Here is a 12927-nt window from a genome sequence, read left to right as displayed (position 1 = left end):
ATGTCTTTGTCAGAGGTATTGCTCAGGCTCGAAGACCATGCCCGTGACGGGCAGGTCGTCCATCGATTCACCGAGCCACGTGGAGTAGCCCAGTCGCTGCGAGGCGTCGGCGCGCGCAGGCGGTGCGGTGTGCGGTTTGACCAGCAGCTTGACCTCCCAGTCGTACTCGTGACCGACGAAGGCACGCACCCACTCGACGAGGGTCGGGAGATCATCGCCGTGTGGCGTGAGCCGCAGGTACTGGTCGAGATCGAGCGGGCCGACCACGAGCCGGAATTTGTGCTGGCGATCGGGAATCATCTCGCCCAGGATCGCACCCTCGCCCATGATGGCGGCGGGGCCTGGTTGGCCAAGGTAGGCATGTTCGCTGGAGGCCAGCGGAATCCAGTGGGTGACGTATTCATCTACGGAAAACGGCACGCCAAAGTAGTTCGACAGCGTGGCGGCCAGGCCATCGGGGTTGCGCGACTCACGCACGAGGTGGGCCACCGCGGAGAACCGTGCGTGCGGGGCCAACGGGGAGTGCTGGACTTCGGCTGGGTCAATGCCCATCAGGCTGCCGACGTAGAACGAGAAGTCTCCGTCTTCGCCACGATCGAGCGATGTGGTGGCCTGTGACGATGCCCACGCCCGATAGAACTGCGAAAGCGCGCGATGGTGGAACAGGTCGGCAAACGCGGCCAGCGTGTGGTCTTGGTGGCCTTCGCTGCGGCTGTAGGCCAGTTCCGTCATGTGCAGCGGCAGCGGGCCCTGCGGCCCCCACAGTCCCAGGCCGAACAGTTGGACGTCGAGCTTGCCGTCGTGCATCTCCACGGAAGAGATTTCGCGCGGTGGGAACGCCATCGTGGGGCGCTGCCCGATCCGGAACGACTCTTCCTGCGGGCGCGTGGCGGTGCCGGGTGCTGGAGCATCCGTGTCGCGCGCGGCAATGCAGCGCATCAGACTCAGGAAGCCGGAGTTCCACGGTGTGCGGTCGTTGAACCACGCCTGCAATTCATCGGGATGCAGGTGCGGCGTGTGCTCGATCGGGTACAGGTCAGGCGTGCTCATCGTCAGACAGCTCCGCGCCCGCCCATGCGCGCGGGCCACCGGGTGACGGGCCCGCGCTGCATCGAGATCAGTTCGGTCTCGGTAAACGTGTTGATGGAGACGTGCCGCGCCAGGTAGTGCTCCAGCACCAGGCCAAACAGGTACGGGCTGATGCCCGAGAAACCTGTCTCGTCGACTGTGAGGCTGCAGCGCACACCGCGCCCGTAGACGAGCAGGCCCTCGCCGGGCAGGCGGCGAACCACGGGCTCCGTGCGTGCACCAACCAGCGCGTCCACCTGGGCCATCTGTTCGCGCTCGCCGGCGGCAACAAACAGCCGCAGCATGTTGCGCAGCGCCTGCCCCCCATCGGCGTGGTCGAGGTCCGACAGCGGCATGTAGTTGAAGCTCAATTGGCGGATGAGTCGCCAGGCGGTTTCGCCGCTGGCGTACGGCGGGCGCGGAGCACTTGGCGGGTGCACCAGGCTTACGCCCTCAATCGGCACCGAATCCGACATCGACAGATCGCTCACCCCGTTGCGCGGAATCAGGCGCGGCAAATCACGGTTGGTGACCCAGGCCTCCACCGACAGGTAGCGGATGTCGTCGGAATACGGTGCTTCTTTCTGGTCGACCAGCGACACATAGACCTCGGTGCCGACATAAGGCGTGCGCGTGCCGTACTTGCGCGCGTTGGCCGAGAGGGCACGCTGCTCGCGCCGGATGGAGAAGTAACGCCCGTTGTTGCCCACGTCGCTGTGCAGCGTTTGGTACAGCGGGTTGAAGGCGATTTCGGAAGACGTCTCGGCCCGCTGCCCGAACACGCGCGAGACCGAGAACACCTCATAGTCGAGCGGCCGGCTGCGGTCCGGCACCAGGTGGAAATCGGTGTGGGCACGGTTGACTTCCACGCGGTCCGTGCGCTTGGGGAACAGGTTGATGATCGGCGTGCAGAACAGCAGAAAGCGCAAGGCGTCCACGTGCGTCGCCAGCTCTTCGGGCAGGCGGTTGAGCAGGATGACGATCTCGGCTTCCTTGCTGTTGACCTTTGAGAGGCCGCGCGCCAAGTCGTTGAGCGCAAAAAAGTAGAAGCGCTGGCGACAGGCGAAGTATTCCTGCAGCAGGTTGTGGCCGTGGAAGGTGTTCCACGGCAGGGGCAGCAACCCTTGCGAAGCCTTGAGCCCTTCGAATTCGACCGGGTTCTTGGCGACGACGTGCCCTTCGCCACGCGTTGCACCGTGGCGCCGCACAACGGTGGCCACCGTGCCGGCGTGGATCAGCTCGAACAGGTGCGAGGCCACACGCTCGTCGCCGCCAATGTAGATCGGCAGGCGGTCCAGCCCCGTCAGGCGGTCGAACGTGACTTCACGCGTGGTACGCAGCTTCAGGCGCAGCGCGCCACGCAACTGCATGTGCGGCAGCAGATGGCGTTCGGTGTCGGGAATGTCGGGCGGCACGGCCGTCAGCTTGGCCTCGACAATTTCGATCGGCCACAGGGTGACGTCCTGGCCGCTGCGGAATTCGCAGGCCGTTTGTTCGCCCGGGGGAATGCCCGAGCGCAGCAGGCTATGCCGCGGAACGTTGAAGCCCTGGCTGAAGTCGCCTTCGCGCAAGCTGGGGCGCAGGCGCGCCACCGCCATCGACGGCGTGGGGGCAACGTAGTTCGGATACGCCACTTCCAGCAAGCGCTGCGTGAAGCGCGGAAACTCCGCGTCCAGCTTGAGCTGCGTGCGCGCCGACATGAAACAGAACGCTTCGATCATGCGCTCGACATACGGGTCGGCCACTTCGATGCCCTGCATGCCAAGCCGGCGAGCGATCTTCGGGTGCTGGGCGGCAAACTCGCCGGCCGCCTCCCGCATGTAGGTCAGCTCGCGGTTGTAGTAGTCGAGAAATTGCGGATCCATTGGTTAGCGCTCCTTGCTCGGCGATTCGCCCAGCGACACCTTGTTCAGTTCCAGATCGAACGTGCTCTGAATGCGAAATTCGAGCGGATACGGCGACCACTTCACCAAGCCTGCAATTTCGAACATCAGCTTGTTGTAGCGGCGCGGGTCCTTGTCCTGGCGCGGACGGATCGACAGTGACTCCGGGATCAGCCGCGGCTCGAAGTGGATGATGGCCATGCGGATGCGCCGCTCGATGGCCTCCCAGTTGTGGTCGGACAGATAGTTGCCCGCCATGGCGGGCACACCATAGTTGACGACCGACGCGGCCACCTGCGGGTAGCGCTCGAGGTCGAAGTCGTCATCGAGATTGGTGGTGTTCAGCAGCAGGCTGAGGTCGCGCAGGATGATGCGGCGCATGCCTTCTTCGTCCGGCGCATAGGCTTCCGGACGTTCGCTGCGCTGCTGGGGCGCGTGGTCTTGCAGGCGATCCAGCAGCGAAGGCAGGTAGGCTGGCCGATGCCAGTTGTTAGGCTGGCTCATGGTCGATCGCCCCGAAGCGGCATTCGGTGAGTTCCATCAGGCCCCAGTCGCCCTGATCGGTCGTCCAGGTCTTCTGGCCGAGGGCGATGACGTTGGTGTCGCCCACATCGGTCCAGGTGGTTTGGCGGGCCAGCTTGAGGGCATCCGCGCCGAGTTCCGAACCCGGATAGCGCGACGGCAGGTAGCCCTTGAGCACGGTGGCGTCGTGCAGCGTGACGGTGGCCGAACGCCAGATGAGGTCGGTCAGGATGCCCACCGGCGTCAGCGCGAGCGAGCGGATGCGGTCGAACGGAATCCAGCGGTAGCCGCCGGCCACGGCCATTTCGCAAACGGGGCCGAGGCGGCTGTCGCTTTCAGTCAGCCACTGGAATGCGCCCAGCGTCGGGCTCTCACCCGCCGAGGCGGGCGCCGCGTCCAGTGCTTCGATGCGCAGGGCATCAGCGGCAGCCACATTGCCCTTGCCGAGCTGGATGTTGGCTTCGATCAGCTTTTCGACCCAGGCGGCTGGCGCGTCGATAAAGCCGGGCGTACGGGTGCCGGCAAACACTTCGGCGCGGAACATCTCGCTCTTGATCAGGCCGCGATACAGTTGCGCGCGCGTTTCGCCTTCCGGCTCGAGCTTCGCCCAGGTTTGCAGTTGCTTGAGTGCGCGCTCCCATTCGCCGTCAATGCACAGCAGTTGGAACAGCAGCCAGCGCTCGCGCACGTTGGACGGCTGCTTACGCACCGTCTCGGTCACGTGAGCGCGAATGTCGGCGAGCGACTGCGTTTGCAGGCGGGTGAGCAGGGTGTCGGTGTCGACAGACGATGCCTGGATTTCAAGCGAGAGGGTCATGAGCGGATTCCGGTAAGTGGGGCGTCGCGGTGTCAGCCAGGGGAAGGTGGCTGTCGACGCTGATCAGGTGGTGCTCGCGTCGTGCGAGCTGTGCCGAGGGCGCAGCGGCGTGCTGCTTGACGAGGCCCTGTGGCGCCACCAGCGTGAGCACCTCTTGGCGCTCGTCGGCTGCAAACAAGAGGTCGGCGCCGAAGCTGTCGAGTTCATCGAGCACGGTGTCGATGCTCTGGCGCGGCCCGAGCAGGTCGTCAAGGAGCGATCCGTCGGCAAACCGCTCGGTAGCATCCAGAAACGGATCTTCCGGCGCACGCAGGCGCGAGGTTTCGGGGCGACGGTCCTTGCGTTCGCGCAACGGGTCGCGGCCGCCATGCAGCATGGTCTGCCGGTACTCCTCCGATAGTTGGACCAGCGGGTCGGCGCGCGCGTCGTCAAACAGCAGATGATCCGGCGCCACCGCACCCGGAGCGCTATCGAGAATCGACAGTGGATCGCTGGCATCCGGGTGGTCGTGATAGCGCTCGACATTGCCGAACGCGCCCGCCAAGGCGATCAAGTCGCTGAAGTCATCGGGGTCTGCGGCCGGCGTGGCCGGTTCTTCTGCGGCATCAACGACAGGCTTCGGGATGAACAGCGGGTCCACTGCGGCGCCCAAGTCGTCGGGGTCGATGCTCTGGCCGGCCTGTGACAGCAGCGTCGTATCTGCGGAACTGACGATTTCTCCATGTGCGACCAAGGCGGCAACGCCGATTTCGATCGCATCGCCCGGCCGCACGGGGGCCTCGGCGCCGAATGGGACTTCGGTGCCGTTCACGCGGCAGGCCAGCACGCTGCAGCGGTTCTCCAACTGCGCATACGGGCCGCTTCTGCTGAATATGGCGTAGTCCGTCAGCCCGGCAGGCACTTCGTCCGCGGGGACGAATTCAGCTGCAGGCATAACGAATACGAGATCGCTGCCGTCAATCAGAATTGGACTAAATTCCGGGTTATCTGGATTGCCGTCGCGTGCTAATTCAACAAACATTGCATATATATAACGGGCTAATTTAGGTCGTGAGGTTAGCACGCACTATTTGTCACTGCGGATTCGGCACAATTTTTTATCGAGTGTTGTGCTGTGGCCGTTATTGGGCTTGAGAATGGTCTGAAAACGGGGGCGGATCAGGGTGTTCTATTGATGGGCTGGTAATGCGCCAATAAAATCGGCAGCTTCATTTTTCTAATGGCTAAATTGAAAATGGCGCTATCCCGGCAAGCCCTGTTTGGAAAATTGGATATCACGCTATTCAAGAGTATTGAAAGCGCGACCACGTTTTGCAAACTGCGCGGTAATCCGTATGTGGAGCTGGTGCATTGGCTGCATCAGTTGTGGCAGTCGGGAGACTCCGATTTCAAGCGGGCACTGCGCCACTTCGAGTGCGATGCTGATGCCCTCGAGCGCGACATGACGCGCGCGCTGAGCCAGTTGCCGGCCGGCGCAGGTTCGATCAGCGATTTCTCGCATCACATCGAGGCGGCCATCGAGCGTGCGTGGATTCACGCCACGCTGGAGTTTGGCGACCACAAGGTGCGCAGCGGCCACCTGTTGCTGGCGCTGCTTCGCACGCCCGAGCTGCGGCGCGTGACTTTGGGCATGTCGCAGGTGTTCCAGGACATCCCGGTCGATCAGCTGACCGACCTGTTGCCGATGATCACCCAGGGTTCGGCAGAGCGTGATGAGGCCGCCTTCGACGGCACCGAGCTCGCGCCGTCCATTCCTGGTGAAGCCAGCGGTGCGATGCCCGGCGAAGGCTCAGGCAAGTCCGGCCTGGCGCGCTTCTGTACCGACCTGACTGCGCTGGCACGCGAGGGCAAGATCGACCCGGTGATCGGCCGCGAGCACGAGATCCGCACCATGATCGACATCCTGCTGCGCCGCCGGCAGAACAACCCGCTGCTGACCGGTGAAGCCGGGGTTGGCAAGACCGCCGTGGTGGAGGGCTTTGCGCTGGCCATTGCCGAAGGCAAGGTGCCGCCGGCACTGGCTGAGGTGCGTCTGCTGTCACTGGACGTCGGTGCGCTGCTGGCGGGCGCCAGCATGAAAGGCGAATTCGAGTCCCGCCTGAAGGGTGTGCTAGAAGAGGCGACCGCCTCCGTCAAACCGGTCGTGCTGTTCGTCGACGAGGTGCACACCCTGGTGGGCGCTGGCGGCCAGGCCGGCACGGGCGATGCGGCCAACCTGCTCAAGCCGGCGCTGGCGCGTGGCGCGTTGCGCACGATCGGCGCGACGACGTGGAGTGAATACAAGAAACACATCGAAAAGGACCCAGCGCTAACCCGCCGCTTCCAGGTCCTGCAGGTGCCGGAACCGGAAGAAGCGGCCGCCACGACCATGCTGCGCGGTTTGGTCGGCATGCTCGAAAAGCACCATGGCGTATGGATCATGGACGCCGCCGTCAGCGCGGCCGTCAAGCTGTCGCACCGCTACATTCCTGCCCGTCAGCTGCCCGACAAGGCCATCAGCCTGCTGGACACTGCCTGCGCGCGCGTGGCTGTGACGCTGCACACGCCGCCGGCCGCACTGCAACTGCTGCAGTTCCAGCTCTCCGCCGTGCAGACCGAGCTGGATTTAGTGGAGAAGGAACAACGTGTCGGCCACGGTAACCCGACGCAATGCGCGGCGCTGTCCGCGCGCATCGCCGGCTTGCAGGCCGAGGTGCAGGCGCTGGAAGCCCGCTGGCAGGCCGAACTCGACCTGGTCGAGCGCTTGCTCGCGGCGCGTCAGGCGCTCCTCGCTGCCGAGGCGTCGGATGGGCAACCCGACCCCACGGCACTGGCTGCCGTGCGCGCCATCGAAGCCGAACTCGACGCCCTGAACGCCGACGAGCGCCTGCTGCGCGCAGAAGTGAGCGAGTCCGTCATCGCCGACATCGTTGCGGATTGGACAGGGATCCCCGTGGGCCGCATGCTCAAAGATGAGGTCGATGCCGTGCTGGAGTTGCCGACCCAACTGGCGCAGCGCGTGATCGGCCAGCCTGCCGCACTCGAGGCCGTCAGCGAACGGATTCAAACGGCGCGTGCCGGCATGGGTGATCCGGGCAAGCCGATCGGCGTATTCATGCTGGTGGGCCCGTCGGGTGTCGGCAAGACCGAGACGGCTTTAGCCCTGGCCGACATGCTGTACGGCGGCGAGCAGAACCTCATCACCATCAACATGAGTGAATACCAAGAGGCGCACACGGTGTCGTCGCTCAAGGGAGCCCCCCCGGGCTACGTGGGTTACGGCGAGGGCGGTGTGCTGACCGAAGCCGTACGCCGCAAGCCCTACAGCGTGGTGCTGCTGGACGAAGTGGAAAAGGCGCACCGTGACGTGCACGAGATCTTCTTCCAGGTGTTTGACAAGGGTTGGATGGAGGACGGCGAGGGCCGCCACATCGATTTCAAGAACACCGTGCTGCTGCTGACCAGCAACGTGGGCGGCGAGTTGCTGGCACAACTGTGCGAAGACCCGGAACTCGTGCCGGATACCGAAGCGCTGCGCGAAGCCCTGCAACCGGAGTTGCTCAAGGTGTTTCCGGCGGCATTTATCGGCCGTGTGTGCGTGGTGCCGTATCTGCCGCTGATGACAGACACGCTGGAGCGCATCGTCCGCCTGCATCTGGATCGCGTCTGCAAGCGCATGGCCGACAACCACGGCATCACGCTCGAATACGGCGACGATGTTGTCGCGCACATCGTGTCGCGCTGCCCGGTGGCCGAAACCGGCGCGCGCATGCTGATCGGCTTCATTGAGCAGCGGATCCTGCCGGGGCTGTCGCGGTTCTGGTTGAATGCGCAACACAATGCTGCCGGCATTGGGTGCATCCGCATCGAACTGGACGGCGACAGCTTCGCCTACCGGGTCGATGCTGCGGCGGCGTCCGATACACCGGCGCCGACTGCAATCCTCGCCGAGGCTGCCGAGCAGTAAGGCAGAAAAAAACGGCGCCTCATGATTGAGGCGCCGTTTTGTTTAGCGGGTAGGTGCAGAGCGCGCTTAGTCCTGCAGCGCGCCGAACACGCGGGCGGTAATTTCATCCACAGTGCCCACGCCGCTGATCTTGCGGTACTTCGGCGGCGCCACCTTGGCAGCGCCGTTGCCGTTGGCGGCCCACTGCGAGTAGTAGTCCACCAGCGGACGCGTCTGGTTTTCGTACACGTCCAGACGCTTGCGTACGGTTTCTTCCTTGTCGTCGTCGCGCTGGATGAGCGGTTCGCCGGTTTCGTCATCCACGCCTTCGGTCTTGGGCGGGTTGTACTTGACGTGGTACGTGCGGCCCGAGGCCACGTGCACGCGGCGGCCGCTCATGCGCTCGATGATGGCGTCGAACGGCACGTCGATTTCCAGCACGTAGTCGATTGCCACGGCGGCGTCTTTCATGGCTTCTGCTTGCGGGATGGTGCGCGGGAAGCCGTCGAACAGGTAGCCGTTCTTGCAATCAGGCTGCAGCAGGCGGTCTTTCACCAGGCCGATGATGATGTCGTCCGACACCAGGCCGCCGGCATCCATGACCTTTTTCGCTTCGATACCCAGCGGCGTGCCCGCCTTGACGGCAGCGCGCAGCATGTCGCCGGTGGAGATCTGCGGAATACCGAACTTCTCGCAGATGAATTTGGCTTGCGTACCTTTGCCGGCGCCGGGCGCGCCCAACAGAATCAACCGCATGGTGACGAGTTCCTCAAGTTTTCAATCTTGTCGCGCGATCAAGCAGCGTGAAGCGCGTTGGGAATCGGTCCGAGCGGGCGGATTCCCAATACGCCTTAATGCGCGCCCTTGGCGACACAATCGACGCAAACAGGCAGCCTAGCGGGCGAAGTTGACGCCAGCCTTACCGGGACACTGAATGGAACAGGCGCCCGCCGAACGGCAGCACCCCATGGCTCGATGTGTCTCCCTGCAGCCGCTGTCTCACCTTGCGTGGGCGATGACATGCGACTTGTCATCTTCGCGATTATGCCACGGCGCTGGCGGGGTTTTAGCGCCGTGGCGGCAAAGTTCAGAGAAATCGCGGGCTCAGGGGCCGTCCTGGGCGAGCAATTCAGCCCAGGCGGCGCGCACGCGGGCGAGGTCTTCGGGCGTGTCGACGCCGGCGGCGGGGGCGTCGTCGGTGGTCAAGACGGCGATGCGCTCGCCGTGCCACATGGCCCGCAGTTGCTCGAGCTGCTCGGTCTGTTCGATCGGTGCGGCGGCCAGTTGCGGGAAGCGGCGCAGGAAACCGGCGCGATACGCGTAGATGCCGATATGGCGTAGCACGGGCATGGCCGGCAGCGGGCGTTCCACCACGGAACGCGCCATCACGGCCGGCGTCCAGGTGTCGCGGGCCCAGGGCAGCGGCGCTCGGGAGAACAGCAAGGCACGGTCCGCCGCATCGAGCACGACCTTGACGACGTTCGGGTTGAACACGTCGGCGGGGTCGTGGATGGGGTGGGCGGCAGTGGCGATGGCGCAGTCCGGGTGGTCGCGCAGGTGGGCGGCCACGTTATCGATCAGCGTCGGGGCGATCAGCGGTTCATCGCCTTGCACGTTGACGACGATGGCGTCGTCGGGCAGCCCGAGCACGGTGGCCACTTCGGCCAGCCGGTCGGTGCCCGAGGCGTGGTCGGCGCGCGTGAGCACGGCTTCCACGTGGTGCTGCATGCAGGCGTCGGCGACCGACGCGGCATCGGTGGCGACTACCACGCGCGCGGCGGACGACTGGTGCGCGCGTTCAGCCACGCGCACGACCATCGGCTTGCCGTCGATGTCGGCCAGCGGTTTGTTGGGCAGCCGCGTGGACGCCAGCCGCGCGGGAATGACAGCGATGAACGGCGCGTGCGACATGGCGTGATCTCGGTATCAGGCCGGATCGACCGGCGTGCCTTCCAAGGTCTGGCGGGCTTCATCGGCCAGCATGACGGGGATGCCGTCGCGGATCGGGTAGGCCAGCTTGTCGACGTGGCAGATGAGTTCGTTGTTGGCGCGGTCGTGTTGCAGCGTGCCCTTGCACAGCGGGCAGACGAGGATTTCGAGCAGGCGATTGTCCATGGCGGTAGAGGCTCCGTGGCGGCTGCTCAAAGGGCAGGGCAGCGCGCCGGTACAGCAGGTCGGGCGACAAGAAAGGGTGGCGTTATTGTGCGCCGGCTTTGGCGGTGGCGCGATCGGCCAGGGCGCGTACGCGCTGGCAGACCTGTTCGACCAGTGCCGGGTCGACCACCGGTGTGGTCGGCACCACCCAGATGCGCGGGTCGTCGAGATGGCCGCATTTTACGGCATCCTTTTCGGTGATCAGGATCACCTCGGCGTGGCTGTCGGCGAACGGGTTGTCGGCGAAATCGTAGTGGTCAGGCAGCGGCAGGGTGCTCGGCTTGAGCCCCGCGGCGCGCAGCGAGGCGAAGAAGCGCTCGGGGTTGCCGATGCCGGCAGCGGCCAGCAATTGCTCGCCTTCCACGCGGGCGAACTGCGCGAGCGGGCGGCGCAGCGCTGGGTCGGCCAGGTTGTACGCGTCCTGCAATTCGAGGTGCATGCCGAACACGTTCGGGCGATCCGGCGTGGCGCGGTAGTGCGGGTCGTTGATCAGCGTGGCGTCGCGCTTGCGGGTCATCGGCTCGCGCAGGGGGCCGGCGGGCAGGAGGAGGCCGTTGCCGCCCATGCGGGTATCGAACACGATGATCTCGATGTCGCGGCGCAGGCGGTAGTGCTGCAGGCCGTCATCGCAGACGATCACGTTGCAGCCTGGGTGCGAGGCCAGCAGCGTCTGCGCGCACAGCACGCGGTCGGGGAAGACCCACACGGGCAGGTCGGTGGCGCGGGCGATGAGCAGGGGTTCATCGCCAACGTCTTCTGCGCGGGAGTGCTCGCGCACCGGGCGCGGGTGCTTCAGCTGCGCACCGTAGCCGCGCGAGACGATGCCCGGGCGCAGGCCGGCTTCGGCCAGCGCCGAGGCCAGCGCAATCACGGCGGGTGTCTTGCCGGCACCGCCGACGGTGACGTTGCCGATGACGACCACTGGCATCGGCAGCCGTACCGAACGCAGCCAGCCCATGCGGAACAGCAGCCGGCGCAGCGCGCTGATGCCGCCAAACAGCCACGACAGCGGCCACATCACCCACGCAAACCAGCCGCGTTGCTGCCATTGGCGGGTGACGAAGCTGGCGAGGCGATGCTGGGCGACGGGCATGCAGTGTGGGTAGTGGGTTAGAGACCGTTGCAAAATGAAGCGAAGCGGTTCTGACGGTTCAGTCCCGACGCAGACAGTACACAAGGTACGGCAAGGCGGGGCTGGGCCGTCAGAATCATTTTTCAGCGGTCTCTTAGCGGGCGTTACCGGTTTGTGTAGCAAAGGTCAGGTGCGACAGCCCGGCCACGCGCGCGGCTTCCATGACATTGACCACCGCTTGGTGCGCAGCTTGCGCATCGGCGTTGACGATGACGATGGGTTCACGGCCGCCGGCCTTGTCCGCTGCAGCGTGCAGGGCATCGGCGAGGCTGGTCACATCGCGGGTGTCGAGCACCTGCTTGTCGACCGAGTAGACGCCGTTGGCGGTGATGGACACGACGATCTGGCCCGGGCGCTCGGTGGCTTTCTCGGCCTCGGCGGTGGGCAGGTTGACCTTCAGTTCGGTGTAGCGGGAATACGTGGTCGTGATCATCAGGAAGATGAGGATCACGAGCAGCACGTCGATCAGCGGGATCAGGTTGATCTCCGGCTCTTCGCGGGCACGGCGCGGGCGGAAGCGCATGGCAGTTTTCAGTCAGCGTTGCCCGGATCAGCCGCGCCGCGGCGGCAGGATCGCGTCGAGGTACGTGGTGGAGAGGTGCTCCAGCTCGACCACGTAGTTATCGACCACGCCACGGAAGTAGCGCCAGAAGATCAGCGTTGGAATAGCCACGACCAAGCCCAGCGCGGTGTTGTACAGCGCGACGGAAATGCCGTGCGCCAGCGTCTGCGGGTTGGTGCCGGCGGCGGTCTGGCTGCCGAAGATTTCGATCATGCCGACCACGGTGCCGAACAGGCCCATCAGCGGCGCCACCGAGGCAATGGTGCCGAGCGCGTTCAGGTAGCGCTCCAGGCGGTGGGCGACGTTCTGGCCGGCTTCTTCCACGACTTCCTTGGCGGCGTCGCGGGTGGTGTTCGGATGCAGCACCACGTGGCGCAGCGCTGCGGCCAGCAGGCGGCCCAGCGGCGAGCCCTGTTCCAGCGTGTTCACCACTTCCGGCGTGGCTTTGCGCTGGTGCGCGACGGCCAGCGCCTCGTCATACACCTTGGGCGGAATGATCTTGTTGCGTTGCAGGGCGACGAAGCGTTCGATGATGAGCGCAAGCGCGAGCACCGAGGCAATCAACAGCGGCCAGATCGGCCAGCCGGCGGCTTGAATGATGGAAAACACTGGACAACCCGTTTTGTCGTTGTGGAAGAAGTGCGGTGGTGGGCGCAATGCTAACCCGGTCGCTGTTCGTGCCGATCGCGTCCCCGAACGCGGTCCGTTGCGGCAAAAACAGGCAGCACTCTAGCGCGTCGGGTCAGCCTCGGCAACACGATGGCGTACCGGGGCAACGTATGGGGCAGCATGTGGAACGATCGTCAAGGCCTTGTCACGAACCATGCCGGGCCCACAATCCACAACCGGGCGGGACAGTCTTGT

The 12927-nt window shown here is 65.1% G+C and carries 12 protein-coding genes; 1 reads left to right on the top strand and 11 read right to left on the bottom strand.

Going from position 1 to position 12927, the window contains the following annotated elements:
- Window positions 1-9 precede the first annotated feature (9 nt).
- From tssG to ACS7SF_RS05080, 5 genes are read right to left on the bottom strand one after another with little or no spacing between them, the layout of a single operon-like run.
- Window positions 10-1056 (bottom strand): type VI secretion system baseplate subunit TssG, encoded by a 1047-nt coding sequence (gene tssG / locus ACS7SF_RS05100; RefSeq protein WP_439892699.1) that lies wholly within the window; start codon window positions 1054-1056, stop codon window positions 10-12.
- Window positions 1053-2933: a type VI secretion system baseplate subunit TssF gene (gene tssF, locus ACS7SF_RS05095; protein ID WP_439891968.1), complete on the bottom strand. Its 1881-nt coding sequence runs from the start codon at window positions 2931-2933 to the stop codon at window positions 1053-1055. Before tssF ends, tssG begins: the two co-directional genes overlap by 4 nt.
- A 3-nt stretch (window positions 2934-2936) precedes the next feature.
- Window positions 2937-3455 (bottom strand): type VI secretion system baseplate subunit TssE, encoded by a 519-nt coding sequence (gene tssE, locus ACS7SF_RS05090; protein WP_439891967.1) that lies wholly within the window; start codon window positions 3453-3455, stop codon window positions 2937-2939.
- On the bottom strand, window positions 3442-4290 hold the full coding sequence (locus ACS7SF_RS05085) for a type VI secretion system accessory protein TagJ (RefSeq protein ID WP_439891966.1): 849 nt from the start codon (window positions 4288-4290) through the stop codon (window positions 3442-3444). Before ACS7SF_RS05085 ends, tssE begins: the two co-directional genes overlap by 14 nt.
- On the bottom strand, window positions 4274-5224 hold the full coding sequence (locus tag ACS7SF_RS05080; RefSeq protein ID WP_439891965.1) for a TagK domain-containing protein: 951 nt from the start codon (window positions 5222-5224) through the stop codon (window positions 4274-4276). Before ACS7SF_RS05080 ends, ACS7SF_RS05085 begins: the two co-directional genes overlap by 17 nt.
- Window positions 5225-5524: 300 nt before the next feature.
- Between ACS7SF_RS05080 and tssH the strand changes: the two genes are divergently transcribed.
- Window positions 5525-8236 (top strand): type VI secretion system ATPase TssH, encoded by a 2712-nt coding sequence (gene tssH / locus ACS7SF_RS05075; RefSeq protein WP_439891964.1) that lies wholly within the window; start codon window positions 5525-5527, stop codon window positions 8234-8236.
- A gap of 66 nt (window positions 8237-8302) precedes the next feature.
- On the opposite strand, the gene adk is transcribed toward tssH, so the two are convergent.
- From adk to ACS7SF_RS05045, 6 genes are all read right to left on the bottom strand, one after another.
- On the bottom strand, window positions 8303-8971 hold the full coding sequence (gene adk / locus ACS7SF_RS05070) for an adenylate kinase (protein ID WP_439891963.1): 669 nt from the start codon (window positions 8969-8971) through the stop codon (window positions 8303-8305).
- Between the two features lie 348 nt (window positions 8972-9319).
- A complete protein-coding gene (gene kdsB / locus ACS7SF_RS05065; protein WP_439891962.1) occupies window positions 9320-10126 on the bottom strand; it encodes a 3-deoxy-manno-octulosonate cytidylyltransferase in 807 nt (268 codons plus the stop codon).
- Window positions 10127-10141: 15 nt separating this feature from the next.
- Window positions 10142-10330: a Trm112 family protein gene (locus ACS7SF_RS05060; RefSeq protein ID WP_439891961.1), complete on the bottom strand. Its 189-nt coding sequence runs from the start codon at window positions 10328-10330 to the stop codon at window positions 10142-10144.
- 82 nt (window positions 10331-10412) lie between these two features.
- Window positions 10413-11462, bottom strand: coding sequence for a tetraacyldisaccharide 4'-kinase (gene lpxK, locus ACS7SF_RS05055; protein WP_439891960.1), 1050 nt, complete (start codon window positions 11460-11462; stop codon window positions 10413-10415).
- A gap of 133 nt (window positions 11463-11595) precedes the next feature.
- Entirely contained in the window at window positions 11596-12024 is a 429-nt protein-coding gene (locus ACS7SF_RS05050) for an ExbD/TolR family protein (protein ID WP_426394668.1), read from the bottom strand.
- Window positions 12025-12051: 27 nt separating this feature from the next.
- Window positions 12052-12672: a MotA/TolQ/ExbB proton channel family protein gene (locus ACS7SF_RS05045; RefSeq protein ID WP_439891959.1), complete on the bottom strand. Its 621-nt coding sequence runs from the start codon at window positions 12670-12672 to the stop codon at window positions 12052-12054.
- Between the last annotated feature and the right edge of the window lie 255 nt (window positions 12673-12927).

This window comes from Ralstonia sp. 25C (assembly GCF_051904805.1).
Taxonomy (GTDB): domain Bacteria; phylum Pseudomonadota; class Gammaproteobacteria; order Burkholderiales; family Burkholderiaceae; genus Ralstonia.
Note: the sequence above shows the minus strand (reverse complement) of the source record. Positions and strands in the feature narration are given on the sequence as shown.

Coding starts and splice junctions, on each gene's coding strand:
- lpxK (WP_439891960.1), bottom strand. CDS start 11,462: ATGCCCGTCGCCCAGCATCGCCTCGCCAGCTTCGTCACCCGCCAATGG.
- tssF (WP_439891968.1), bottom strand. CDS start 2,933: ATGGATCCGCAATTTCTCGACTACTACAACCGCGAGCTGACCTACATG.
- ACS7SF_RS05050 (WP_426394668.1), bottom strand. CDS start 12,024: ATGCGCTTCCGCCCGCGCCGTGCCCGCGAAGAGCCGGAGATCAACCTG.
- tssH (WP_439891964.1), top strand. CDS start 5,525: ATGGCGCTATCCCGGCAAGCCCTGTTTGGAAAATTGGATATCACGCTA.
- ACS7SF_RS05085 (WP_439891966.1), bottom strand. CDS start 4,290: ATGACCCTCTCGCTTGAAATCCAGGCATCGTCTGTCGACACCGACACC.
- ACS7SF_RS05060 (WP_439891961.1), bottom strand. CDS start 10,330: ATGGACAATCGCCTGCTCGAAATCCTCGTCTGCCCGCTGTGCAAGGGC.
- ACS7SF_RS05080 (WP_439891965.1), bottom strand. CDS start 5,224: ATGCCTGCAGCTGAATTCGTCCCCGCGGACGAAGTGCCTGCCGGGCTG.
- tssE (WP_439891967.1), bottom strand. CDS start 3,455: ATGAGCCAGCCTAACAACTGGCATCGGCCAGCCTACCTGCCTTCGCTG.
- adk (WP_439891963.1), bottom strand. CDS start 8,971: ATGCGGTTGATTCTGTTGGGCGCGCCCGGCGCCGGCAAAGGTACGCAA.
- kdsB (WP_439891962.1), bottom strand. CDS start 10,126: ATGTCGCACGCGCCGTTCATCGCTGTCATTCCCGCGCGGCTGGCGTCC.